Origin of the sequence: Salinicola lusitanus (genome assembly GCF_038648475.1) — a bacterium.
Lineage (GTDB): Bacteria > Pseudomonadota > Gammaproteobacteria > Pseudomonadales > Halomonadaceae > Salinicola > Salinicola lusitanus.
Genome location: NZ_CP151919.1, coordinates 2,584,759 through 2,609,601 on the forward strand (window position 1 = coordinate 2,584,759; position 24,843 = coordinate 2,609,601).

The 24,843-nt window shown below is 65.3% G+C and carries 22 protein-coding genes; 10 read left to right on the forward strand and 12 right to left on the reverse strand.

The window, feature by feature from the left end:
- Positions 1-72: 72 nt before the first annotated feature.
- The 5 genes from AAGT95_RS11710 to AAGT95_RS11730 form a co-directional block, all read right to left on the reverse strand.
- On the reverse strand, positions 73-1,200 hold the full coding sequence (locus AAGT95_RS11710; protein WP_342593880.1) for a sulfate/molybdate ABC transporter ATP-binding protein: 1,128 nt from the start codon (positions 1,198-1,200) through the stop codon (positions 73-75).
- Positions 1,197-2,063 carry a sulfate ABC transporter permease subunit CysW gene (gene cysW, locus AAGT95_RS11715; RefSeq protein WP_425356019.1) on the reverse strand — a complete coding sequence of 289 codons (867 nt, stop codon included), beginning with the start codon at positions 2,061-2,063 and terminating at the stop codon, positions 1,197-1,199. The genes AAGT95_RS11710 and cysW overlap by 4 nt, the downstream gene beginning before the upstream one ends.
- A 10-nt stretch (positions 2,064-2,073) precedes the next feature.
- Positions 2,074-2,901: a sulfate ABC transporter permease subunit CysT gene (cysT, locus tag AAGT95_RS11720; protein ID WP_342593881.1), complete on the reverse strand. Its 828-nt coding sequence runs from the start codon at positions 2,899-2,901 to the stop codon at positions 2,074-2,076.
- Positions 2,902-2,922: 21 nt separating this feature from the next.
- A complete protein-coding gene (locus tag AAGT95_RS11725) occupies positions 2,923-3,993 on the reverse strand; it encodes a sulfate ABC transporter substrate-binding protein (protein ID WP_342593882.1) in 1,071 nt (356 codons plus the stop codon).
- 118 nt (positions 3,994-4,111) lie between these two features.
- Positions 4,112-5,062: a CysB family HTH-type transcriptional regulator gene (locus AAGT95_RS11730; protein ID WP_342593883.1), complete on the reverse strand. Its 951-nt coding sequence runs from the start codon at positions 5,060-5,062 to the stop codon at positions 4,112-4,114.
- Between the two features lie 179 nt (positions 5,063-5,241).
- Between AAGT95_RS11730 and AAGT95_RS11735 the strand changes: the two genes are divergently transcribed.
- Complete coding sequence (locus AAGT95_RS11735; RefSeq protein ID WP_342593884.1) at positions 5,242-6,192, forward strand: ABC transporter substrate-binding protein; 951 nt, start codon at positions 5,242-5,244, stop codon at positions 6,190-6,192.
- Between the two features lie 61 nt (positions 6,193-6,253).
- Here AAGT95_RS11735 and AAGT95_RS11740 read toward each other — a convergent pair whose 3' ends face one another.
- Positions 6,254-7,075 carry an alpha/beta hydrolase fold domain-containing protein gene (locus AAGT95_RS11740; RefSeq protein WP_342593885.1) on the reverse strand — a complete coding sequence of 274 codons (822 nt, stop codon included), beginning with the start codon at positions 7,073-7,075 and terminating at the stop codon, positions 6,254-6,256.
- A 154-nt stretch (positions 7,076-7,229) separates the two neighbouring features.
- Between AAGT95_RS11740 and mtgA the strand changes: the two genes are divergently transcribed.
- Positions 7,230-7,937: a monofunctional biosynthetic peptidoglycan transglycosylase gene (gene mtgA, locus AAGT95_RS11745; protein WP_342596530.1), complete on the forward strand. Its 708-nt coding sequence runs from the start codon at positions 7,230-7,232 to the stop codon at positions 7,935-7,937.
- 15 nt (positions 7,938-7,952) lie between these two features.
- On the opposite strand, the gene AAGT95_RS11750 is transcribed toward mtgA, so the two are convergent.
- Positions 7,953-8,648 carry a GntR family transcriptional regulator gene (locus tag AAGT95_RS11750; protein WP_342593886.1) on the reverse strand — a complete coding sequence of 232 codons (696 nt, stop codon included), beginning with the start codon at positions 8,646-8,648 and terminating at the stop codon, positions 7,953-7,955.
- A gap of 269 nt (positions 8,649-8,917) precedes the next feature.
- Between AAGT95_RS11750 and AAGT95_RS11755 the strand changes: the two genes are divergently transcribed.
- The 4 genes from AAGT95_RS11755 to AAGT95_RS11770 all read left to right on the forward strand — a co-directional run bounded on the left by AAGT95_RS11755 (position 8,918) and on the right by AAGT95_RS11770 (position 16,098).
- Positions 8,918-10,189, forward strand: a complete 1,272-nt coding sequence (locus tag AAGT95_RS11755) for a pyridoxal-phosphate-dependent aminotransferase family protein (protein ID WP_342593887.1) — start codon at positions 8,918-8,920, stop codon at positions 10,187-10,189.
- 12 nt (positions 10,190-10,201) lie between these two features.
- Positions 10,202-13,240, forward strand: coding sequence for an FAD-binding and (Fe-S)-binding domain-containing protein (locus AAGT95_RS11760; protein ID WP_342593888.1), 3,039 nt, complete (start codon positions 10,202-10,204; stop codon positions 13,238-13,240).
- Between the two features lie 273 nt (positions 13,241-13,513).
- Entirely contained in the window at positions 13,514-15,073 is a 1,560-nt protein-coding gene (locus tag AAGT95_RS11765) for a sodium:solute symporter family transporter (RefSeq protein ID WP_342593889.1), read from the forward strand.
- 95 nt (positions 15,074-15,168) lie between these two features.
- Entirely contained in the window at positions 15,169-16,098 is a 930-nt protein-coding gene (locus tag AAGT95_RS11770) for a Gfo/Idh/MocA family oxidoreductase (RefSeq protein ID WP_342593890.1), read from the forward strand.
- A gap of 276 nt (positions 16,099-16,374) precedes the next feature.
- Here AAGT95_RS11770 and AAGT95_RS11775 read toward each other — a convergent pair whose 3' ends face one another.
- The 4 genes from AAGT95_RS11775 to AAGT95_RS11790 form a co-directional block, all read right to left on the reverse strand.
- Complete coding sequence (locus AAGT95_RS11775; RefSeq protein ID WP_342593891.1) at positions 16,375-17,676, reverse strand: TRAP transporter large permease subunit; 1,302 nt, start codon at positions 17,674-17,676, stop codon at positions 16,375-16,377.
- Positions 17,677-17,731: 55 nt separating this feature from the next.
- Positions 17,732-18,295: a TRAP transporter small permease gene (locus AAGT95_RS11780; protein ID WP_110603127.1), complete on the reverse strand. Its 564-nt coding sequence runs from the start codon at positions 18,293-18,295 to the stop codon at positions 17,732-17,734.
- A gap of 79 nt (positions 18,296-18,374) precedes the next feature.
- Positions 18,375-19,373 carry a TRAP transporter substrate-binding protein gene (locus AAGT95_RS11785; protein ID WP_342593892.1) on the reverse strand — a complete coding sequence of 333 codons (999 nt, stop codon included), beginning with the start codon at positions 19,371-19,373 and terminating at the stop codon, positions 18,375-18,377.
- A 119-nt stretch (positions 19,374-19,492) separates the two neighbouring features.
- Positions 19,493-20,461 carry a LysR family transcriptional regulator gene (locus tag AAGT95_RS11790; RefSeq protein ID WP_110603131.1) on the reverse strand — a complete coding sequence of 323 codons (969 nt, stop codon included), beginning with the start codon at positions 20,459-20,461 and terminating at the stop codon, positions 19,493-19,495.
- Positions 20,462-20,765: 304 nt separating this feature from the next.
- Between AAGT95_RS11790 and AAGT95_RS11795 the strand changes: the two genes are divergently transcribed.
- Genes AAGT95_RS11795 through AAGT95_RS11805 form a run of 3 tightly spaced genes read left to right on the forward strand, consistent with a single transcriptional unit; the run spans position 20,766 to position 23,190 of the window.
- Positions 20,766-21,518: a 5-oxoprolinase subunit PxpA gene (locus tag AAGT95_RS11795; protein ID WP_110709655.1), complete on the forward strand. Its 753-nt coding sequence runs from the start codon at positions 20,766-20,768 to the stop codon at positions 21,516-21,518.
- Between the two features lie 53 nt (positions 21,519-21,571).
- Positions 21,572-22,246 carry an allophanate hydrolase subunit 1 gene (locus AAGT95_RS11800; RefSeq protein WP_342593893.1) on the forward strand — a complete coding sequence of 225 codons (675 nt, stop codon included), beginning with the start codon at positions 21,572-21,574 and terminating at the stop codon, positions 22,244-22,246.
- Positions 22,246-23,190, forward strand: coding sequence for a biotin-dependent carboxyltransferase family protein (locus AAGT95_RS11805; RefSeq protein WP_342593894.1), 945 nt, complete (start codon positions 22,246-22,248; stop codon positions 23,188-23,190). Before AAGT95_RS11800 ends, AAGT95_RS11805 begins: the two co-directional genes overlap by 1 nt.
- Before the next feature lie 70 nt (positions 23,191-23,260).
- On the opposite strand, the gene AAGT95_RS11810 is transcribed toward AAGT95_RS11805, so the two are convergent.
- Positions 23,261-23,713 carry a DUF4174 domain-containing protein gene (locus AAGT95_RS11810; RefSeq protein WP_342593895.1) on the reverse strand — a complete coding sequence of 151 codons (453 nt, stop codon included), beginning with the start codon at positions 23,711-23,713 and terminating at the stop codon, positions 23,261-23,263.
- A 183-nt stretch (positions 23,714-23,896) separates the two neighbouring features.
- On the opposite strand from AAGT95_RS11810, the gene AAGT95_RS11815 reads away from it, so the two are divergent.
- Positions 23,897-24,814: a MurR/RpiR family transcriptional regulator gene (locus AAGT95_RS11815; RefSeq protein WP_110603137.1), complete on the forward strand. Its 918-nt coding sequence runs from the start codon at positions 23,897-23,899 to the stop codon at positions 24,812-24,814.
- Positions 24,815-24,843: the final 29 nt, after the last annotated feature.

The window sequence follows — 24,843 nt, forward strand, 5'->3', positions numbered from 1 at the left end:
CCCAGGCGTGCCGCTTTTTCGTTGGCCGGCCTGGGACGGCGGCCCGACTGGAGGCGTCGCGGTGGACTCCCGTCAAGCGGGTGCCGGTATGTCGATCGGCTGCTGCGGGGTGGCGGCTCCATGAAACCAGTGAACGTGATGAATCCTGAGGCCGACTCGATGCCCTACGTCGAGTGCCAGCGCCTTGAAAGCCTGTCGCGTCAGTTCAATCGTGATCCTGCCACTCTCGGTCTCGGGGCCAGGTCCGCCACTGGCATCGGCGACGGGGACGGCTTCGAGATGATAGCGGCTGCCCATGGGTTGGACGTGACGAATGCTCACCTGCCAGTCAGCCGCCGGACCCCGGAGAATCTCGATATCGTGGGGCCGAATGTAGGCGTTCTGTTCGGCCAGATGGAGCGTATCCAGCGTCCGGGGTAGTGGCAGACGCCAGCTACCACTGTGGAAAGCGCCATTGCGAACGCAGCCCCTGAACACATTGACGTTGCCAATGAAGGTGGAGACGAACGGGGTGCGGGGGGTGTCGTAGATTTCCGCGGGCGTGCCCAGCTGTTCGATTCGGCCATGATTCATGACCACAATGCGACTCGCGACCTCCATGGCCTCCTCCTGGTCGTGGGTGACGAACAGGCTGGTCACGTGGAGCTCCTCGTGCAGGCGACGCAGCCAGCCTCGCAACTCCTTGCGAACGTTGGCGTCCAGCGCGCCGAAAGGCTCATCGAGGAGCAGGTATCGAGGTTCCACCGCCAGCGCTCTGGCCAGCGCGATGCGCTGACGCTGGCCGCCGGAGAGCTGGGGCGGAAAGCGCCTGGCCAGCCAGTCGAGCTGTACCAGGTCCAGCAGTTCGTGGACCCGACGACGAATCTCGGCTTCCGGCGGGCGTTGAGCGCGCGGCTTGACCCGCAGCCCATAGGCGACGTTCTCGAACACGCTCATGTGATTGAACAGGGCGTAGTGCTGGAAGACGAATCCGACCTGGCGGTGGCGGATGGGCTCGAATGTCATGTCCCGTCCCTCGAGCAGGATGCTGCCGCTGTCGGCGAACTCCATGCCGGCGATGCTGCGCAGCAGGGTGGTCTTGCCGCAGCCGGAGGGGCCGAGCAGCGCCACCAGCTCGCCATCGTCGATGGACAGCGAAATGTCGTCCAGTGCCGTGAAGTTGCCGTAGCGTTTGGTCAACTGGTTAACGTGGATGCTCATGACGATGCACTCTCCCATTGGCGCTGCTGGCGCCACTCGACGATCGACTTGGCGATCAGGGTCACGATGGCGAGGCCGGCCAACAGCGTGGCGACGGCGAAGGCCGCGCTGAACTGATACTCGTTGTAGAGAATCTCGACGTGCAGCGGCAGGGTGTTGGTCGACCCCCGGATATGACCGGAAACGACCGACACCGCGCCGAACTCGCCCATGGCGCGCGCGTTGCAGAGAATCACGCCATACAGCAGTCCCCACTTGATGCGTGGCAGCGTGATCGTCCACAACATCCGCCACGGGCTGGCCCCGAGCATGATCGCCGCCTCTTCCTGTTCCGCGCCCTGCTGCTGCATCAGCGGTATCAGCTCTCGGGCGACGAACGGCAAGGTGACGAACATCGTGGCCAGGACGATACCCGGCAGGGCGAAGAGGATGGGAAAACCGTTGGCGGCGAACCAACCGTCGAACCAGCCCTGCGCGCCGAAGATCAGAATGAAGACGAGGCCGGCGATGACTGGCGATACCGAAAAGGGCAGGTCGATCAGCGTGGTCAAAAGGCTTCTGCCCGGGAACTCGAACCGTGCGATACACCAGGCGGCGGCAACGCCGAAAAGCGTATTCAGCGGCACGCAGACGAGCGCCGCGAATAGTGTCAGCCCAATCGCGTGGCGCGTGTAGCGATCGGTGATGGCGGTCATGTAGGTCTGCCAGCCATCCCGGAAGGCTTCGACCAGCACGGCGACCAGGGGCAGGATCAGGAACAATCCGATGATCGCCATTGCCAGCGAGCTCAGCAGGTAGCGGACGAGAGGCGTTTCATCTGCCTGCGGTCGAGCCACGATTTGGCGGTGGGGGGTGCTATTCACGAGGCTCTCCTCAATCCTGTCCAGTGCGCTGGCGTGTCCAGTGCTGCAGGCCGTTGACGACCAGCAGCATGATGAAGGCCACGACCAGTGACGCCAGCGCAATGACGGTGGCGCCGGCGTAGTCGTACTGCTCCAGCTTGGTGACGATCAGCAGGGGCACGATCTCGGACTTCATCGGCATGTTGCCGGCGATGAAGATGACCGACCCGTACTCCCCCAGTCCTCGCGCGAAGGCGAGCGAGAACCCGGTCAGAATGGCCGGCACCAAGGGCGGTAGCAGTACGCGGTAGAAGGTCTGCCAGCGTGATGCGCCCAGACTGGTCGAGGCTTCCTCCTGCTGTCGGTCCAGCTCCTGAAGTACGGGTTCGACCGTGCGCACGACGAACGGCAGTCCGATGAAGATCAAGGCCACGACGATGCCCAGTGGCGTGAAAGCGATGCGAATCCCCCAGTCCGTGAAGAACTGCCCCAGCCAACCGTTGGGGGCGTACAGCGTCGTCAGCACGATCCCGGCGACAGCCGTGGGGAGTGCGAACGGCAGATCGATCAGGGCATCGAAGCTGCGCTTGAAAGGCAGCGGATAGCGCACCAGCACCCAGGCGACGACCAATCCCAGCAGCACATTGGTGAAGGCCGCGGCAAAGGCGGTCGAGAAGCTGACGCGAAATGCCGCCAGCACCCTGCGATCCGCCAGCGCGTGCCACATGCCGCCGAGACTGAGCTCGGCGGATTGGGTCACGAGAGCCGACAGCGGGATCAGCACCAGCAGCGAGAGCGTGAATACCGTGATGCCCAGGCTCAGCCCGAACCCCGGTAAGCGTGTCTTTCGATGGCTCATGAGCGGTCGGCTTCCACGCGGTCAGGGCTGATAGATCTTGTCGAAAACACCGCCATCGTCGAAGTAGGTCGCCTGCGCTTCGCGCCAGCTACCGAAGACTTCATCGACCGTGTGCAGCTCCAGCTCGGGGAAGCGCGCGAGATCCTCTTTCGAGGCAGCCTCTGGATCGATCGGACGATAGTAGTTGGCGGCGACCAGGGCCTGGGCTTCCGGAGAGTAGAGGTGTTCGAGATAGGCGCGAGCGGCTCTCTCGGCGGCCTCGCCCTTGTTCTCGACGTTGCCCTCGACGACCGCCACCGGCGGCTCGGCAACGACGCTGACCGAGGGCACCACGATATCGAACTGACCGTCGCCCAGCTCTTCGGTGGTCAGGAACGCTTCGTTCTCCCACGCCAGCAGCACGTCGCCGATACCCCGCTGGACGAAGGTGTTGGTGGCACCACGGGCGCCGGAGTCGAGTACCGGCACATGGCGGTAAAGATCGCCGACGAATTGCCGCGCTGCCGCTTGTGCGGCGCTGACCTCATTGGTGTACCGGGGATCGTCGAGCTTGCCCAGGTCGCCCAGCTGTTCCTTCAGGACGTAGATCCAGGCGGCCAGGAAGTTCCAGCGCGCGCCGCCGGAGGTCTTGGGGTTGGGCGTGATCACCTCGATGCCATCCTTCGTCAGGTCATCCCAATCCCGAATGTGCTTGGGGTTACCCTTGCGAACCAGAAACACGATCGTCGACGTGTAGGGAGCGCTGTTGTGCGGCAGCGCGCTCTGCCACGCCTCGGGTATCTTGCCGGTGCGATCGGCGATGGCATCGATGTCGTAACCCAGCGCCAGCGTCACCACATCCGCCGGTAGGCCGTCGATGACGGAACGCGCCTGCTTGCCGGATCCCCCATGGCTCTGCTCGATGGTGACGTTGTCGCCGGTCTGCTCGCGGTACCAGTGGCTGAACAGTGGGTTGTAGGCCTGGTACAGCTCTCGCGTCGGATCGTAGGAGGCGTTGAGCAGCTCGATCTCTTCCCCCTGGGCGAAGGTCGTCGCGGCCAGCGCGGAAAGTCCCAGCGCGCCGGCAAAGGCCCACGAAGTCAGTTGGCTCATTGGTCTCGTTCCCTGGAGTCGATCGGTAGGCGGTGTGGAGCGATGACTCTAGGTGAGGGACTGTTCGTTGAAAAAGTAATAAAAAACGAATTGGTTATCGCATTTTCAACTTAGTGGGTCAGCGCCCCGCGAGCGCCTGCTGCACGGTCTCCTCGTTCAACGCGGCGCTGCACAGCCGAAGAAATTCATAGGCGAAGGCGTGGAGAAAGTGGCCACGTCTGAGGGCGAGATAAGCGGTATTGCGAGGGAACAACGACTCGCCCGACAGCAGCGTCAATCCCCGGTCGCGATCGGGGTGATAGGCCAGTGACGCGATGATTCCGATCCCCAGGCCGAGCTCCACGTAGGTCTTGATCACGTCGGCATCCAGCGCGGTCAAGACGACATCGGCCGCCAGCGCGGCCTTCTCGAACGCCTGATCGATGCTGGCGCGGCCGGTGAAACCTTCGTGGTAGGTCACGACGGGATAGTCGGCTACGGCCTCCAGGGTCAGGGGGGCGATCCTGGTGAGCGGATGGTCGTCGGGCACGACGATGCTGTGGTGCCAGTGATGGAACGGGAAGCGTACGAACGATGCGCCATCCTCGTTGACGGCTTCGGTGGCGATGCCGATATCCACCGTCCCCGCTCTCAACAGGGAGACGATCTCCCCGGGGCTGCACTGGTGGAGCTCCAGATGGACCTTGGGAAAGCTCTCCTTGAATCGAGCGATGACCGGCGGCAGGGAGTAGCGCGCCTGGGTGTGCGTCGTGGCGATCGCCAGCCGGCCCTGGTCCCGGTTCGCCAACTGGTGCGCCGAGCGCTTGAGGTTTTCGGCGTCGAGCAGGATGCGCTCGATCGTCTCCAGCAGCGTGCCGCCGGCGGTCGTCAGCCCGAGCAGCCGCTTGCCGCGACGTTCGAACAGCTCGACGCCGAGCTCGTCCTCGAGGTCGCGAATATGTTTGCTGGCACCGGATTGGGAGGTGAAGAGCGCGTTCGACGCCTCGGTGAGGTTGAAGCGTTGGCGCACGGTCTCGCGGACGATGCGTAGCTGCTGGAAGTTCATGGCGGTACCGTTGAAGATCGTCATCGTGGAATATAAATCAGGTTTTTTATTCCCTTTAATACATATTGCTCATATCCATATCGACCATTCGCCGCCGCTATTGCCGCATCACGTCTAATTTGTGTCGCTTTATGTCAATCTCTGGTCCGCGGGAGGGGCACAGTAGAAGGGTTCATTCGATAACAACTCAAGGGAGAGGACTCATGACCAGAGCAACACGCTCGAGGGCGAAGCGTCGTCTGGTGGCCGCGGTGCTGCCGTTGGCACTGCTGACGGCAGGATCGGCGCAGGCCGATCTCGACCAGGTGCGTCTAGGTGTCTCGCCGTGGCCCGGAGTCACGGTCAAGACCGAGATTGCCGCTCAACTGCTCGACGCCATGGGCTACCGTACCGAACAGAAGGAGCTGGCGGTGGGGGTCATCCTCAACGGACTGGCCAACGGCCAGTTGGATGCCTATCTGGGCAACTGGTATCCGGTGCAGCAGGAGATGACCGAGCCGCTGCTCGACTCGGGGCGTCTGGCCCACGCCGCGGCCAACATCAGCAACGCCAATTCCGGGCTGGTGGTGCCGTCCTACGTCCATGAGGCGGGGGTCGACAGCGTGGCCGATCTCGATCGCTTCAAGGATCGATTCGACGGCAAGATCCAGGGCATCGAAGCGGGCACCGGCATCAACGACGCCATCCTGGAGGCGATCGCCGAGGACAAGGCCGGGCTCGGCGACTGGCAGCTGCAGGAGAGCTCCACCGCGGCGATGCTGGCCTTTGCCGGGCAGAAGATCGCCGATCACGAGTGGGTGACGTTCGTCGGCTGGGAGCCGCACTGGATGAACGTCAACTACGACCTCTACTACCTGAAGGATGCCGACGACAGTGGCGTCGCCGATATCGTCAGCACGGTATGGACTCTGGTGCCGGGCGATCTCGAGCAGCAGGATGCCAATCTCTACCGCTTCTTTTCCCAGTACCAGGTCGATATCGCCGACCAGAACGACTGGGTCTACCAGTACAGCCACGAAGAGCGCCCCGCCGACGAGGTGGCCAGCGAGTGGATTCGTGCTCACTACGATACCGTGAGCCAGTGGCTGGAGGGCGTGATGGCCAAGGATGGCGAACCCGCCATCGACGCCGTCAAGGCGCAGCTGGATAGCTGAATGCGGACCGTCGTTCGACGACCGGCCGTGCACTGAAGGCGAAGACAGCCAGGCGGAATGGCTACGCGTCTTCGAGCCGTCGCGCGATCGCCTGGCAGAAGTCCTGCCAGGCGATCTGCATTGGCGCCAACTCCGCGTGGCCATGCAGCGCCGAGTGGACCATGCCGGGCGCGCAGCGATAGCCCACCAAGGCGCCGGCGTGGCGCCACGCTTCGACCGCCGCCTCCAGCGGGCGAGTGAGCGGGTCGCGCTCGACTGCCAGCGCCTCGATCGCTGGCCTGGGTGGGTGCCCACCGGGGATCGCCGGCACGTGCGGCGCCGCCATCCGCCACAGCGACAGCACGTCGGCTCGCGACAGCAACGGGGCATCCTCGCCCAGCGTTTCCGCGGTGGGCGTTCCCACCACCGGATAGATCAGGCCGAGCAAGCCTTGCCATTCACCGCCATGGGCGACATCGATCGCCAGCCGGCCACCCGCGCTGTCGCCAATGACGGCGACAGGGGCGGTGGTCTCGACCACGGCCCGGCAATCCGCCAGCGCCTCCGCGTAGCTCGCTTCCGGTAGCAACCGATAGTCGACGCTGACGACCTCGCGCTGCAGGCGCTCGGCCAGATCGGCTGTGATGCCGTGATGACTGTCGACCGAGCCCAGGTACCAGCCGCCGCCGTGGAGGTAGACGACAACGCCGGAGCGGCAGCGAGCCGGCTGAAAGCGGCGGACCTTGACGGCGGCGAGACGCTCGTCGCTAACCCGCATCCCAGCCGGGTCGGCGGGGCGCCTGAGGGCGTGCAGGGCTTCATACTCCCGACGTTTCGTCGTCACCGGCGCCTCGGGATCGGCCTCGCTGAGGCTGAACTGGTGGATGAAATCCTCGATCCGCATCGGGTATCCTCTCTCGGTGGCTGCGGCCAACACGGTAGTCGGCCCACTGGCGTCACGCCAGCGGCTGCGTTGCGTCGAGACGATCGCGACCAACCCCTGCCAGCAAGCCCTTGTTATACTGGGTGTCCACTTCCTCGAACACGAGCTCCCGTTCATGCCGTCAGGTTGGCCGCGCACGCTTCTTCGCTATCTGGTGATCGCCATCGCGGCCTTCGTAGGTTTATCGGTGCTGTTCGTGCTGGTGTTTCGCTTCGTGCCGGTATTCGGCTCGATGGTGATGGTGGAGCGCAAGGTGAGTTCATGGTTCCACGGTGACAACCTGACCATCGAACAGCAGTGGGAGCCGTGGTCGCGACTCTCGGACAACGCCAAGCTGGCGGTGATGGCGGGGGAGGATCAGCGCTTCCCCGATCACTGGGGCTTCGATACCGACCAGATTCGCCGCGCGCTCACCTCGTGGTCGGACGGCGGCGATCTGCGCGGCGCCAGCACGCTGAGCCAGCAGACCGCCCGCAACCTGTTCCTGTGGACCGGCCGCAGCTGGATCCGCAAGGGCTTGGAAGCCTGGTTCACGCTGCTGCTGGAGGCGCTGTGGCCCAAGCAGCGCATCCTCGAGGTCTACCTCAACATTGCCGAGTGGGATACCGGCGTGTTCGGGCTGGAAGCCGCGGCGCAGCACTATTTCGGCACCTCCGCCGCCAATCTCAGCGTGTCGCAGGCGAGTCGGCTCGCCGCGATTCTGCCCAACCCGCGCGGCTGGAGCGCGTCTCGGCCCTCCGCGTACGTCCAGCAGCGGGCGGCCTGGATCCAGCGCCAGATGCGCAATCTCGGCGGCACCGCCTTCCTTCAGCGGCTCGACTGACGCCCTCCGGCCGGCTCAGCCGTCGGCCCAGTCGGCCAGCACCGCGTCGCGCTTCTCCAGCAGGTGGCGCTCCATCAAGGCGCCCAAGGCGGGCCCGTCACGCGCTTCCAGCGCACGCATCATGTCGCGGTGCTCCTCCACCGCCTTGCGCCACTTGGCTTCAGAGCGATTGGAAGAGAGCCGCAGCGGATGGAGGCGCCGGTTGAGCGACAGGTAGGTCTGGCGCAGGGCGTCGTTGCGGGCGGCCCGGTTGATCAGGTCGTGAATGCGCTGGTTGGCGTGGTAATAGGCGGGCAGGTCATGGCGCTGCCAGTGGCCCAGCATCGCCTCATGGGCCTCGCGCACGTCCGCCAGCTCTTCCGCGGTGATCCTGAGCGATGCCAGTTCGCCGGAGAAACGCTCCAGCGCGCTCATCAGCTCGAAGGTGTCGTGAATCTCCTGGCGGGTCATGCGGGTCACGAAAGTGCCGTAGTTGGGCGAGATCGTCACCAGCTTCTCGGCGGCCAGCACGCGCAGCGCCTCGCGTAGCGGGGTGCGCGACACCGCCAGCCGCTCGGCCAGTTCGCGTTCGTTGATCCGTTCGCCGGGTTCCAGGCCGCCTTCGGTGATCAGGTCGTGTAGCCGCTCCACGATCTTGTCGTGCAGCGCGGCGCGCTCGATGCGCAGTGGTCGGGCGGTGAGATCGAGCGCGGTATCGTCGGATGTCTGCATGCATTGAACCCTGTCGGTTTCCTTCTTTCTATCGCAAGCGCTCGATCGTGGCTACTGCCCATGGCGGGATGATCGGCTCCTTCTTCGAGCCCGTGAGCGGCTGCCACACGCCTTTTTTCGTACTTGATCGTGGCCTGCGACTTATGTCGTGGTTTGTCGGCGCACGATTATTCGGCATATTGCGTAATGAATGCAAAAAACAATGTGGAGCAGGTCCTCTGCTTCACTTCCCAGGCTCCACCCCTGGCCTCACCTCTGGAGATGCCGTCATGCTCGAGCTGGACCAACACCCCTCCGGTCGCCATTTTCTGCAGATTCCGGGACCGTCGCCCGTGCCGGATCGCATCCTGCGGGCGATGAGCCTGCCGACCATCGATCATCGAGGTCCGGAGTTCGGCGAACTGGGCCTGAAGGTACTGGGAGGCATTCGCAAGATATTCCAGACCCAGCACCCGGTGATCATCTACCCGGCATCGGGAACGGGGGCATGGGAGGCGGCACTCTCCAATACCCTCAGTCCCGGCGATTCGGTGCTGATGTTCGAGACCGGGCATTTCGCCACGCTGTGGAAGCAGATGGCTCTGCGACTCGGGCTCCAACCGGAGTTCCTCTCCCTGCCGGAATCGCAGAGCTGGCGTCATGGCGTACAGCCGAAGCTGATCGAGGCGCGCCTGCAGGAAGACCGCGAGCATCGAATCAAGGCGGTGTGCGTGGTGCACAACGAGACCTCCACCGGGGTGACCAGCGATATCGCCGCGGTGCGCCGGGCCATCGATGCCGCCGACCATCCGGCGCTGCTGCTGGTCGATACCATCTCGGGCCTGGCGAGCGCCGACTACCGTCACGACGAGTGGGGCGTCGACGTCAGCGTCTCCGGCTCCCAGAAGGGGTTGATGCTGCCACCCGGAGTCAGTTTCAACGCGCTGTCGCCCAAGGCGATCGAAGCCAGTCAGCGCTCGACCCTGCCCCGGGGCTTCTGGGCCTGGGACGAGATTCTCAGCGCCAACGCCAACGGCTACTGGCCCTACACGCCGAACACCAATCTGCTCTACGGCCTCGCCGAGGCGCTGGACATGCTGCTGGGGGAGGGGCTGGAGCAGGTCTTCGCCCGTCACGAGCGCTGGGGGGAGGGCGTCCGGCGCGCGGTCAACGCCTGGGGACTGGAGATCCAGTGCCAGGAGCCAGCGCTCTATTCGCCGGTGCTGACGGGCGTGGTGACGCCGGAGGGTATCGATGCCGACGAGGTTCGTCGGACCATCTACGACCGTTTCGATCTGTCGCTGGGGACGGGACTCGGCAAGGCCAAGGGGCGCATGTTCCGCATCGGCCATCTCGGCGACTGCAACGACCTGACCCTGATCGCCACCCTCGGTGGCTGCGAGGCCGGGCTCAAGCTCTGTGGGATCGAACTGTTCGGCAGCGGTATGCAGGCCGCGCTCGACTTCTTCGCCGACAACCCGGCGCCCGGCACGCCGGCGGCCCGCAAGCTGGCGGCTGATGCGCCGACGGGGCAGCCACAGGCGGATGCCGTCCGCGCCTGACAGGAGATCGCCATGAGCGTGATGCCGAAAAGCCCGGTGGCGCGGCAGCCAAGACGTGCCGCCATGAGCGAATTCGAACAGCGGCTGCGGCGCGAGCTGAAGGGGGAGGTGGCGTTCGACGCCGGGTCGCGGGGGCGTTACGCCACCGACGCCTCGATCTATCAGATCATGCCGCTGGGCGTGGTGGTGCCGAGGGATCCCCAGGACCTGTCGCTGGCACTGGAGGTCGCGCGCGACTTCGGGGCGCCGGTGCTGCCGCGCGGCGGCGGCACCAGCCAGTGCGGGCAGACCGTCAACGAGGCGCTGGTGATCGATACCAGTCGCTGGTTGACCGGCATCGGCGAGCTGGATGTCGAGGCGCGCACCGTCTCGGTGGAGCCGGGCGTGGTGCTCGATCATCTCAACGCCTGGCTCAAGCCCCACGGACTCTGGTTTCCAGTGGACGTCTCCACCTCGGCGCAGTGCACGCTGGGCGGCATGGCCGGCAACAACTCCTGCGGCTCACGCTCGATCCGCTACGGCAACATGGTTCACAACGTGCTGGGGCTCGAAGCGACGCTGGCGGATGGCCGCGAGGCGGTTTTCGGCCGGTTCAACGAGATCGCACCCGGCTCGGCCCTGGCGGGGCTGGCCGACTCGGTGGCGGCGATCATGCAGCGCGAGGCGGCGGCGATCCGCGAACACTATCCGCAGGTGTTGCGGCGGGTGGGGGGCTACAACCTGGACCTGCTCGACTGCCGCAATCCGATCCCCTACGACGCCGAAGGCCGGGCCAATTTCGCCCACCTGCTGATCGGTTCGGAGGGGACGCTGGCGTTCACGCGCCGGCTGACCCTGAAGCTGTCGCCGCTGCCGGTGCACAAGGTACTCGGCGTGGTCAATTTCCCGACCTTCTACCAGGCGATGGACATGACCCAGCATATCGTCGAGCTGGGTCCCGCCGCGGTGGAGCTGGTCGATCGCACCATGATCGAGCTGGCGCTGGAGAATCCAGCGTTCCGACCGACGGTGGAAAAGTCATTGATCGGGCGTCCGGACGCGCTGCTGCTGGTGGAGTTTGCTGGCGAGAGTCTCGACTCGCAGCTGCGCCAGCTGAAAGCGCTGGAGACGCTGATGGGCGACCTGGGACTGCCGGGCAGCGTCGTCGGGCTGGAGTCGGGAGCCGAGCAGGCGGCGCTGTGGAACGTGCGCAAGGCCGGGCTCAATATCATGATGAGCATGAAGGGCGACGGCAAGCCGGTCTCGTTCATCGAGGATTGCGCCGTGCCGCTCGAGCACCTTGCCGAATATACCGAGCAGTTGACCGACGTCTTCCATCGCCACGGTACCGAGGGCACCTGGTACGCCCACGCCAGCGTCGGCACGCTGCACGTGCGGCCGATTCTCGACATGCGCCGCGGCGGCGCCGCCAAGATGCGCGCGATTGCGGAGGAAGCCTCCGAACTGGTTCGCCGCTACAAGGGGGCCTACTCGGGAGAACACGGCGACGGCATCTGCCGCGGCGAATGGGTGGCGTGGCAGTTCGGCGCGGAGCTCGATGCCGCCTTCGGCGAGATCAAGCGGTTGTTCGATCCGGACAACCGGTTCAACCCCAACAAGATCGTCGACACGCCGAGAATGGACGACGCCCGGCTGTTCCGCTTCCCCGCCGATCACCAGATCCTTGCGGTGGCCACCGAACTCGACTGGTCGGCCTGGAACGTGACCCGCGATCCGCTGAGCGGCGAGCTGGGCGAACCCGGCAGTGGCGGCGATCCGGCGCACGGCCTCGCCAAGGCGGTGGAGATGTGCAACAACAATGGCCATTGCCGCAAGTTCGATGCGGGCACCATGTGCCCCAGCTATCGGATCAGTCGCGATGAACGCCACCTGACCCGGGGCCGCGCCAATACGCTGCGGCTGGTACTGTCGGGCAAGATCGGCGATCGCGGCCTGGCCAGCGACGAAGTCGCCGAGACCCTGGACCTGTGTGTCTCCTGCAAGGGGTGCAAGCGCGACTGCCCGACCGGCGTCGACATGGCCAAGTTCAAGATCGAGGCCCGCGCGGCACGGATCAGGGAGCGAGGCCTGGGGTGGCGCGACAGGCTGATCTCCGAGCTGCCGCGATACGCGCCCTGGATGCGTCATGTCGGTCCTGTCGCCGCGCGTGTCGAGAACGTCTCCTGGCTGGGGGGACGTGCCAAGCGCTGGCTCGGTTTCGCCGAGGCGAGATCGCTGCCGATCTTTGCCGGCGACTATCTCCGAACGACATGGCGAGCGGCGAGGGACGACGCGCCCCGCCTGGGGTCGTCTCCGGTCGCAGAAGTGGTGCTGTTCGTCGATACCTTCAACAACTATTTCGAGGGTGACAACGCGGCGGCGGCACGCCGCGTGCTGGAAGCCGCGGGCTATCGGGTCCATTTCAACGTTCTCGAGGGTGAACGGCCGCTGTGCTGCGGCAGGACCTATCTGGCGGCGGGGCGCGTGGATCGCGCCAGGCAGGAAGCGCGGCGCACGCTGGAGGCGTTGATGCCCTACGTCGAGCGGGGCGTGAAGATCGTCGGGCTCGAGCCCTCGTGCCTGCTCACGCTACGCGACGAGTTTCTGCACTTTGGTTTTGGTGAGGAGGGCTTGGGTGATGAGGCCACACGGCTGGCGGATGCCGCCATGCTGTTCGAAGAGTTTCTGGTGGCGGAGAAGCAGGCGGGACGGCTGAAGCTGGAGCTCGCGCCGCTGGCGGTCGGCCGGGCCAAGGTCCACGGCCACTGCCATCAGAAGGCCTTCGACGCCTTCACCCCAGTGATGACGGTGCTGGGCTGGATCCCGGAACTCGAGATCGAGGCGATCGTCTCTTCGTGCTGCGGCATGGCGGGCAGTTTCGGCTACGAGGCGGAACACCTCGATGCCTCGCGTCAGATGGCGGAGCTCTCGTTGCTGCCGGCGGTACGCGAGGCGGGAGACGACACCTGGATCGTGGCCGACGGCACCAGCTGCCGGCACCAGATTCTCGACGGCGCCGGGCGCGAGGCGCTGCACGTTGCCCGGGTGCTGGCGGCGGCATTGCCGGCTTAGCCCGATTAGACATTGGTCGTATTTGGCTGCCGGGCGCGCCTGGCCTGGCAGGCTCTGCCATCGGCGATATCAAGGCGCTCGTCGGGTTCCGGCGGGCGCCCTGTGCGTCTTTGCAGGGTGCAACTCGCTGTCATGAAATGGAATTCTGCCGAGTCGCTGACTACTCTGAAGCCTTGGCGGGCCGCTCGTGCCCGCCAACGGCGCGGAGCGCCCACGCTCGCCGCCGCCGTTATCGCTTATGACAATAGCCAGTGACAAAAAGCGAACGCTCTCATGGAAGATCTTCAATTCTGGGATTTCGCGGTCATCGTCGCCTACTTCGTGATCGTCACCTTCATCGGCTACAAGACGGCCCGGGGCAAGACGACGCCGGAAGAGCTGTTTCTGGCCGGGAGAAGCCTCGGCCCCCTGGCAATCGGCTTTTCGCTGTTCGCCTCCAATATCTCCTCGGACACGCTGATCGGCCTGCCCGGGGCCGCCTACCAGCACGGTATCTCCGCCGCCAATTACGAATGGATGGCGGGCGTGGTGCTGATGTTCACCGCGATCTTCGTGCTGCCGGTACTGATGCGGGCCCGTGTCACCACCATGCCGGAATTGATGGAGCGGCGCTTCGATTCCAGGCTGCGCAAGTATCTCTCGGTCATCACGCTGTTTCTGTCGATCATTCTCGATACCGCCGGCACCCTCTATGCCGGCGGCCTGATCGTGACCACCTTCATCCCCGGCACCAACCTGTGGGAGGTGTGTGCGCTGCTGGCGCTGTTTACCAGCATCTACACCGCCTTTGGCGGGCTGCGCGCGGTGGTCTATACCGACGTGATGCAGGCCTGCGTGCTGATCGGCGGGTCGGCGGCGATGACCTGGATCATCTTCGGCCACTTCGACTACAGCTGGTCGACGGTCAAGGAGGCGGTGAGTCCGGAGAAACTGTCGCTGATTCGGCCGCTGGACGACCCCAGCGTGCCATGGCTCGGCCTGATCACCGGGGTGCCGATCGTCGGCTTCTACTACTGGAGCATGAACCAGTATGTCGTGCAGCGCTTGCTGGGCGCGCGGGACATCCAGGCGGCGGGGCGGGCTTCGATCTTCGCCGCGGCGCTGAAACTGTTGCCGATCTTCATCATGACCATCCCCGGTGCCATGGTGATCCCGCTGCTGCCGGGGCTCGAACACCCCGATCAGGTCTATCCGAAGATGGTCCAGGAGTTCACGCCGACCGGCCTTACCGGGCTGATCCTGGCCGGCCTGATCGCGGCGCTGATGTCGACGCTCTCCTCGACGCTCAACTCCTCGGCGACCCTGTTGACACTGGATTTCATCAAGCCGGCCAGGCCCAACCTCAGTGATGCCCAACTGGCCAGATGGGGGCGCATCTGTACCTTTATCCTGGCCGCCATCGCCGCCCTCTGGGGGCCGATGATCCAGTACTTTTCGGGGCTGTGGGCGTATCTGCAGCAGGTGTTCGCCTTCGTCGCGTCGCCGCTGGTGGCGACCTTCCTGATGGGGTTGTGGATCAAGTCGCTGGGGTCGTCGGCGGCACTGCGCGGGCTGGCCAGTGGTCACGCGCTCAGTGCGGTGCTGTTCGTGCTGGTGGAGACCGGCGTGCTGCCGATTCACTTCACCATCATCGGCGGCATTCTGTTCGCGGCCACGGCGCTGTTCACCTGGTTCTGGATGAGACGACTCGGTGCCAGCGATCGGCCAGGCAGCGACGATGCGCATATCGCGGTCATCGCCAAAGAGGGATTGGAGCGGGTACCTCGCGATGTCATGATCGGCATCGCCATCGTCTCGGTGCTCACCGCCACCATCGTCTATCTGCTGCGCTGAGGGCGCCGCCGGGGCCGCTTCTCTTTCCAGGGTCGCTCGGCATGCCAATGCCGAGCGGCTTTTGATTTCCAGGCTGCTATTCACAAGGACCTGTCATGGACATCCTTCGCCTCGCGATCGTGGGCTACGGCAAGATCGCCCGCGACCAGCACCATCCGGCCATCGCCAATGACCCCCGCCATCGACTGACGGCCGTTGCCAGTCGCAACGCCTCCGTACCCGAGGTGGCGAATTTCGAAAGCCTCGAGGCGCTGCTGGAGCAGGGCCCCGAGATCGACGCGGTCGCGCTGTGCACGCCGGCCGGGGTTCGTACCCAGCAGGCGCGACTGGCGATGGCCCACGGCAAGCACGTGATGCTGGAGAAACCGCCCGGCGCCACGCTGGCCGAGATCGAGACGCTGCGTGAGGAGGCCGAGCGCCACGGCGTCACGCTGTTCGCTTCCTGGCACTCCCGGCATGCCCACGGGGTGGCGGGAGCGAAGCGCTGGTTGGTGGAGCGCCAGATTCGCGGTGTCGAGATCGAATGGAAGGAAGACGTGCGGGTCTGGCATCCGGGCCAGGCCTGGATCTGGCAGCCGGGCGGCATGGGCGTGTTCGATCCAGGCATCAACGCCCTGTCGATCGCCACCGAGATCCTGCCGCGTCCGTTCCACCTGGTCGACGCCCAGTTGCAGGTGCCCGGCAACTGCCAGACGCCGATCGCGGCGTCGCTGGATTTCATCGACGGCGACGACGTGCCGATCCACGCCGAGTTCGACTTCCGCCAGCAGGGCACCCCGCCGATCTGGGAGATTCATGTCGAGACCGACGCCGGGCGGCTGACGCTGGAAGCGGGCGGCAGGCGGCTGCTGATCGACGGCGAACTGCAGGAGGAAGGGCCCGATGCGGAGTACGCCGGACTCTATGCGCGTTTCGCCGAACTGATTGCCGAGGGCCGTTCCGATGTCGACGTCAGCCCGTTCCGGCATGTCGCCGACTCGCTGATGCTGGGATACCGCCACACGGTAGAGGATTTCGTCGAATAGGCTGCGGGCCACGAGCTACGAGCTACGAGCTACGAGCTACGAGCTACGAGCTTCGGGCTATGGGCTACGGGCTACGAGCTACGGGCTACGGGCTACGAGCGACGGGCTACGAGCGACGGGCTACGAGCGACGGGCTACGAGCGACGGGCTACGAGCGACGGGCTGCGGGCTACGAAAAGGGCCAGCGACTGATGTCGCTGGCCCTTTTCTTCTCTATGAGCACATGCTGATTTTCGCGGCTCGCGGCTCGCGGCTCGCGGCTCGCGGCTCGCGGCGTCAGCGGTTCATCGCCTGCGGCAGGTAGAGCACGATCTCCGGGAAGGCCCGCATCAGCACGATGGCGAACAGCATCAGCAGGAAGAACGGCAGGGTCGCTTTGGCGATGGTGAAGATGTTCTTGCCGGTGAGCCCCTGAATCACGAACAGGTTGAAGCCGACCGGTGGGGTGATCTGCGAGATTTCCACCACGATCACCAGATAGATGCCGAACCAGATCGGGTCGATGCCGGCGGCATTGATCAACGGCATGATGATCGAGGTCACCAGCAGGATCAGCGAGATGCCGTCGAGGAAGCAGCCCAGCACCAGCAGGAACAGTGTCAGCATCACCAGCAGCACGTTGGGCGACAGTCCCATCGCGGCGATGGCGCTGGCCAGCTGCGTGGGCAACTGGGTGAAGCTCATGGCCGACGACAAGAACGAGGCACCGGCGATGATGAACGCGATCATGCAGGAGGTGCGCAGTCCGGCGAACATCGACTCCAGGAAGATCGACTTGTCGAAGTGGCCGTTGAAGCGCGCGATGATCATCGACAGTACCACGCCCACCGCGGCCGCCTCGGTGGGGGAGGCGACGCCACCGTAGATGCTGCCGAGGATGCCGCCGATCAATACCAGCAGCGGGATCAGCCGCCAGCTGTTCCTGACCTTGTCGAGAAACGGCATCGGCGCTTCGGCGTGCCCCGCACCGCCGCGCCTGCCGACGGTCAGCGACCAGATGACCAGGTAGACCATGAACAGTGCCAGCAGCAGCAGACCGGGCCCGACTCCCGCCATGAACAGGCGCGAGATCGACTGCTCGGTGACCACGCCATAGACGATCATCATGATCGACGGCGGGATCAGCAGGCCCAGGGTGGAGGCGCTGGCCAGGGTGCCGATCGCCAGTGTCTCGCTGTAGCCGCGACGCTCGAGTTCGGGCAGCGTCATCTTGCCGACGGTGGCACAGGTCGCGGCGGAGGAGCCGCAGACTGCCGCGAACAGCCCGCTGCCGATGATATTGGAGTGCAGCAGCCGGCCCGGGAGGCGATTGAGCCAGGGTGACAGCGCGCGGAACATGTTGTCGGCAAGCCCGGATCGGAACAGGATCTCGCCCATCCACACGAACATCGGCAGGGCGGTCAGGTCCCAGCCGTAGCTGGCGCCCCAGAAGTCGGAGGCGAGGATGGGACCGACCTCGAAGCTCGAGAAGCCGGTCAGCGCGATCCAGCCGGTGCCGAGCAGGGCGAATGCGATCCATACGCCGCCACCGAGCAGGATCGCGAGGGTAAAGAGCGTTGCAAGACTGAGCGTGAGCACGAGTCGATACCTCGGTTCGGATTCTTGTTGGAGGCGTCATCAGCCGGCGACGGCGTCACTCGCCGCCGAAGTCGTCGTTGTCGCCGGGGGCCACATAGCGCGAGGGCGCGGTCACGGCTTGCTGCAGCGTCGTCAGCAGCGCTTCCAGCAGGGCCAGGCAGAGCAGCGCCAGGCCGACGACGAGGACGGTCTGGGGGATCCACAGCGGAATCGCCATCAGCCCCGCGGAGACGTCGCCGTAGTCGAGGCTCTCCCGGATCAGGCCGATCACTTCCCAGCTGAGCAGGGCGCTGAGTGCCAGCGCGATCGCCAGGCACGCCACTTCGCACCAGACCCGGGTCGCTGCCGGCAGACGGGCGATGACCAGCGTGACGCGGATATGGGCGTGATGGGTGAAGGTGTAGGCGAGGCTCAGGAAGGTGGCGCCGACCAGCAGGTAGGAGGCGATCTCCGAGACGCCGCTGATCTCGTAGCCGAGGCGGCTGGCACCGACCAGCACCAGCACGGCGTCGAGACAGCGCAGCAGTACCTGTAGCGTGACCATGGCGCAGATCGCCAGCATGCAGGCCGCGGCGCCCCAGGCGCCAAGCCGGTATAGCGGATTCAGTCTGAAGGTCATGACGGAGACTCACCGGGTGTGAGTGGAAACAGCCCAAGCAATCGGGAGGCCCGCGCCAAGGCGGGCCTCGTGATGGACGTTACTGGCTCTGCTTGGCCTGGCGTTCACGGTAGCGATCGACCAGCTGCTGGGCCTGATCGCCGGCGCGAGCCTGCCAGTCTTCGAACAGCTTCTGGCCGGCGGCCTTCAACTGCTGCTGGAGCGTCTCGTTGGGCTCGCTCACGGTGACGCCATGGGACTCGAGGGTCTTGGCGCTCTCGGCGCTGTCTTCCTTGCTCATCTGCCAGCCGCGCTGCTCGGCCTTGGCGGCGGCGTCGAGAACGGCCTTCTGGGCGGCGTCGTCGAGACGATCGAAGGCGCGCTTGTTGACGAAGACGATGTTCTTCGGCAGCCACAGGTTGGCATCGCTGTAGTTCGACACGTAATCCCACGCCGACATGGACTTGCCGGTGGAGACCGAGGTGATCATGGCGTCGACGCGGCCGGTGCTGAAGGCGGTGGGAATATCCGCTTCCTCGGTCTGGGTCGGGATGCCGCCCAGATTCTCGACGAAGCGCTGGGTGTTGATGTTCGGCGCGCGGACCCGCAGGCCCTCGAACTGGGAGGCATCGGTCAGCTCGAAATCGGTGTAGATGCCCTGGGCCGGCCACGGCACCGCGTACAGCGGCATCAGCCCCTCCTTGGCGAAGAGCTCGGTGATGATCGGCTTGGAGGCCTGCCACAGGTCGTAGGCATCGGCGTAGCTGCCGGCCAGGCCGGGCAACGTGTCGACTTCGTAGATCGGCGATTCGTTGGAGAGTGTGGAGAGGAATATCTCGCCGGCCTGGACCGTGCCGCGGCGCACGGAAGGCTTGATCTCGGCGTGGCTGATCAGCGAGCCGCCGCTGTGCACGTTGATCGTCAATTCGCCATCCGTCGCGTCGGCGACATCCTCGGCGAACTGCTTGGTGTTCTGGGTATGGAAGCTGGCGTCGCCGTAGGGGGTGGCGAGGTTCCACTGGTCGGCGAGGGCCGGTGTCGCGACGGCGAGCGATCCCGCCACGGCGATCGTCAATAGCTGGACATTGGGTATGCGCATCGTTGGATTCCGTTTGTTATTGAAAGGTCTTCCTGCACGCCGCTTGTTATTGAAAGGGGTCGTGCCCGGGACATGGGACCTCTGCATTCTTCAAGTCGGCCGGCGATGGCGTCAAATCGTTAATTCTTATCCAAACTATCGGGCCAGACTTTCACCTCCTCCCACTGCCCGTCGCCGACGTGATCCGGGGAATGCTCCGCGGCGTAGCGGGCGGCGCACTCCTGGGCGAGTCGGGTGACCCCCCGGCAGAAGCTGGGGTAGCTGCTGGTGCGCCAGATCGCGTCGTAGAACATCGCCGGCAGCGGCGTGGGCAGCGCCAGACGCAACAGCTCGCCGCGCTCGCAGGCGTCCGACACCGTGGAGACCGGGAGCGATCCGATGCCGACGCCGTCGATGCTCATGCGGACGATGGTCATCAGCGTGGTGGCGCAGTGGATCTTGGGCTCGTCGATGCCGAGTTCGGCCAGATAGGCCACGAGCTCGCCATAGGGGCGTGCCAGCTTGCTGAACGAGACGAACGGCAGGCGGGACAGCGCCGACACGCCGCCTTGGCGCAGGCGCTCGGCATGCTGTGGTGCCACGAACAGGCCCATCTCGTAGGTGGCCAGTGGCAGTTGGGTCACCGATAGCCCGGGGGCGACACCATCCATGGCGAAGATCATGTCGAGATCGTTGTCTGCCAGGCGCTGCTGCAGCACCGGCGAGATATCCACGGTGAGTTCGATGGTGAGCTGGGGATGGCGTTCGGCCAGTTGGGTCAGGAAGGTGCTGAACCAGCTGTGGGCGATGGTCTCGATGACCCCGAGCCGCAGCGTGCCGGAAAAGTCCTCCTGATTCTGGAACAGTTGCAGCGCCTCCTCGCGGCTGTCCAGCAGGCGTTCTGCGTGGGCGTAGAACTCCCGACCGCGCAGCGTCGGCTGCACCGGTCGGGCGCTGCGATCGAGCAGCGACTCTCCGACTGCCGCCTCCAGCCGGGTGATGCGGTCGGAGATCGACGGCTGGGTCAGGTGCAGACGCGCTGCCACCTTGCGAAACGAGCCCAGCCTGACGATCCAGACGAAGGCTTCGAGCTCCTTGAAGTCGAACATGAGGGGTCTCGTACTCGAAAGCGGGATGGTCGATTCTTCGGCGCGGCGCCGTGAACGTCAACTCTCCCCCCGCGTATGGGCCGGCATCGCGTGATGGGGATGAAAGATTGCGCCGATACTGCGCATCGCGAAAAACGATTGGACCCTGCGGCTGGCGTTTTCCTAAAGTGCAGAGATGCCACTTCGGGGTGCCCATCGCCCACGGCTCTCTTTTGAAAGTCCTGCCCGGCAGGCTTTTCTGAAGCGGGTCGTGGCGATGGATTCCGAGGCTGGACTTCCTACAACAACGATACGAGGTAATGCGATGCGCGCGCCCCTGCTCAACTGCGACATGGGTGAAAGTTTCGGCAACTGGGCGTTAGGGCTCGATGAACAGGCGATGCCGTTCGTCGATTGTGCCAATATCGCCTGCGGTTTTCATGCCTCCGACCCCGACGTCATGCGCAAGACCGTGGCGCTGGCCGTGGCCCACGGGGCGAAAATCGGTGCGCATCCAGGCTATCCCGATCTGATGGGGTTCGGTCGCCGCTCGATGGCCTGTTCGCCACAGGAGGTCGAGAACCTGATGCTCTACCAGATCGGTGCCCTGGAGGCGTTCTGTCGCGCCGAGGGTACCCGTATCCAGTACGTCAAGCCGCACGGCGCGCTCTACAACGACATGGCCGGCGACTTCGATCTGCTGCGGGCGGCAATGCAGGCGGTGGTTCGTTACGATCGGGACCTGCCGCTGCTGGTGATGTCCACCGCCAACCCCGGACCGGTGCGCGAACTGGCCGCGGAGATGGGCGTGACGCTGTGGTTCGAAACCTTCGCCGACCGCGCCTACGACGCCAGGGGGCACCTGGTCTCGCGGCGTCTCCCGGGGGCGGTGCACCACGATCGCGACGCCATCGTCGAGCAGGCCGTGGCCCTGGCCAAGGGCGAGCCGCTGATCGCGGATGACGGCAGCGAGCTGCGACTGCCCGCCGATACGCTGTGTGTCCACGGCGACAATGCCGAGTCCGTGGCGGCGGTGAAAGCCATTCGAGAAGCCTTCCAGCGGTTGGCGGACGCATGAGTCGGTCACCTTCCCCCGTCCTCTCGCTCTCTTTCGGTATGGAAACGGTCGGCATGGACGCTCTGATCGTCAGGCTGTTCGATGCCATCGACGAGGCGCACATGCCCTGGATCCTGGCCGCCGACAATGCCCTGCGGGAACGCTTCGGCGAGGTGCTGATCGACCTGGTGCCGTCCTATACCACGCTACTGGTGCACTACGATGTGACCCGACTCTCCCTGGGCGAGGCCAGGCAGTGGGTCGGCGAGGCTCTGCAAGGGCTGGAACCGGCCTCCACTGCAGCGGGGCGAGAGCACCGCATTCCGGTGTGGTACGACGACAGTGTCGGCCCCGAACTCACCCGGATCGCCGAGCGTCTCGGCGTCGATATCGACGAGGTCGTGCGTCGTCACACCGGTCGTGATTATTGCGCCTTCGCCCTCGGATTCTCCCCCGGCTACGCCTTCATGGGCATGATCGAGGAGAGCCTGGCCACCCCGCGACTGAAGACGCCGAGGCAGAAGGTGGCGGCGGGCAGCGTGGGGATCGCCGAACGCCAGACCGCCATCTATTCGATGCGTTCGCCGGGTGGCTGGAACATCCTGGGCCGCACCGCCGTCGAGCTGTTCGATCGCGACCGGGATGAGATCAGCCTGTTCCGCCCGGGCGATCGGGTGCGATTCGAATCGATCAGCCGCGAGGCTTTCATCGAACAGGGCGGCGACACCACGCCGCTGGAGGAGCGCTGATGGCAATGCCGGAAATTTCCCGGGCGACGAGTGCCGCTCTCGTCGTCGAGGCCACCGGGCCGCTGGCGCTGGTAGAGGACGCCGGCCGCTTCGGCGCCCGCCATCTCGGGGTGACCCAGGGCGGGGCGCTGGACTGGATCTCGCTGGGCTGGGCCAACTGGTTGCTCGGCAACGCGCCGGATGCCGCCGGCATCGAGATCGCCATGGGCGGGTTGAAGCTGCAGGCCGCGAGCCGGATGACGGTGGCCATCGCAGGCGCCGATCTCGGCGCCACGCGGGATGGCGAGGCGCTGCCCGCCAACGGCAGCTTCGTTCTCGAACCGGGGCAGGTGCTGGCGTTCGACCAGCCCAGGGCGGGGCTGCGCGCCTACCTGGCGTTGCCGGGTGGAATCGATGCCGAACCTTTCATGGGAAGCCTCTCGACCGTCGCCCGCGAGCAACTGGGCGGCCTCGACGGCCGGGGGAGTGCACTTCGGGTCGGCGATCGGTTGATCGCGGCCTCGGACTCCGCCGAAACCCGCGAGATGCCGTTCGCGCCGGCCATGCCGCAGGGGGAGGCCACGCTCGAGCTGGTCACCGGCGCACAGATCGCGCACTTCGATGGTGCCAGCCTGTTCGCGGCCTTCAATCAGGCCTGGCAGGTGGACAGCCGGGCCGACCGCATGGGCGTTCGCCTGACGGGGCCGGCGTTACGCTGTCAGTTGGGGGGCATGATTTCGGAGGGCATCCCGCTGGGCGCGGTCCAGGTCCCGCCGGATGGCCAGCCGATCATCCTGCTCAACGATCGCCAGACCATTGGCGGCTACCCGCGTCTGGGGGCGCTGTCCCCCATTGCCTGTGCGCGTCTCGGGCAGTGCGCGCCAGGCACCTCGATACGGCTCTCTCCGGTCTCTCCCCAGCAGGCGCGGCGAGCCTACCTGCATCAACTCGCGCTATGGCGCTGATCGCGGGCGGGGTCGCTGGCGGACGCTGGCTGGTACGCAAGCGCGTCAGTCGGCGCGCCGTGTTGGCCCCTCAGTCTTCGCCCGACTGGCGCATCGGCATCCTGTCGATGGTGGCGTAGATCTCCTGGAGGTCGACCTCTCCCTGGAGCTGCACTTTCTTGCCGCCATCCTTGCCGACCAGGATCGTCGTCACGCCCTGTGTGGGGCTGACGCCCACGGCATCCAGCAGCGCCCGGGTCTCGTAAGCGGTCATCGGGCGACCATGGCGGGTGCCGCTATCTCCCTCGACCGTATAGAGCACCATGTCCCGATCGTCGAACTGCTCCTGGGTGCGGTCGAGCTGCTGGCGCAGATGCCGGTAAGCGGGTTGTCCCGCATCCGGCGTCACCACGATGAGCGGGCGGAAGTTCCACTTGTCGGTAATCAGCGGGTTGGCCGGATCGTTGCCGTTCGCCTGAGCCGAAGCCCCCGTCGCGAACGAGACTCCGGCCATCAGTACTCCGGTCATCAACCAGTTTTTCATGGGGTCTCCTCCGAGTGTCGTTTACGAGTTCAGTGGCATTGTGACTTCACAGGATGCAGGGGGTTCAAGCGGGCCGGACTTTCAATAAGCCTATCTTAAGAAAAAATATTTCTAATAAGGCAAAAATATTTGCGGGCAGTGGGATGTCAGGATAATCTCTCAAAACGAAAAAGAGGATGAGCCATGGCCGATTGCGATGGTTTCGCTACGCCGCCAACATCGATAGCCGCCTTGCAGGCACTCTCGATCGCCGCGCGTCGAGGAGAGCCCCAGGCGCCGAAGCTGACGCCGGGAGCGCTCAAGTTGCTCGAGCAGCTGCTTGCCGCCCCGGAGCTGGCGGCCACGCTCAGCATCTCGGCACTGGCGCAGCAGCATGGCGTCAATGCTTCCAGTCTGACCCGGCTTTCGCACGCGTTGGATCTACCGGGGTTCAAGGCCTTTCAGGCCCTGTTTCGCGCCGATGCGACCACCGGCGCCTTCTACTCCACCCGTGCGGAACGCCTGCTCGATCTCGGCCAGATTCCGAGGGACGGCGACTATCCCGTCCAGCGCCAGACACTGTGGCAGGAGGAGATGGGCAACCTCTCCCGAACGGCCAAGGAGCTCGATGAGGCGATGCTGGGGCGCGCCGTCAGGGCGCTGATCGATGCCCGCCGGGTCCACGTCGTCGGCCAGCGCGCCTGCTTCGCGGGGGCACACTACCTGGCCTACTACCTGGCCTACCTGCGCAGCGACGTCCGGCTGGTCGACTCTCTCGGTGGTGTCAACCTCGAGATGGGGCGCGAGTTGGGGGAGGGCGATCTGGTGGTGGGCATCAGCTATCGCCCGGAGACCCGGGTCAGTGTCGATTACTGTCGCCAGGCGCTGGACCAGGGGGCGCGATTGCTCGCGCTGACCAACCAGGCGACCGCGCGTTTGGCCACGATGACCGACATGACGCTACTGGCAGCCGCCGAAGGTCCGTTCTTCTTCAATCCCATGAGCAGCCTGTTCGTGACCATCGAGATGCTGCTCTCGCACATGGCCCATGAGATGGGGGGCGACGCCGTGGCGTCGATCCGCCGACGTGAAGCCTTGATCGCCCGTTGGCAGATCGAATGACTCTCCCATCTCCGACGACCCCACCCGAA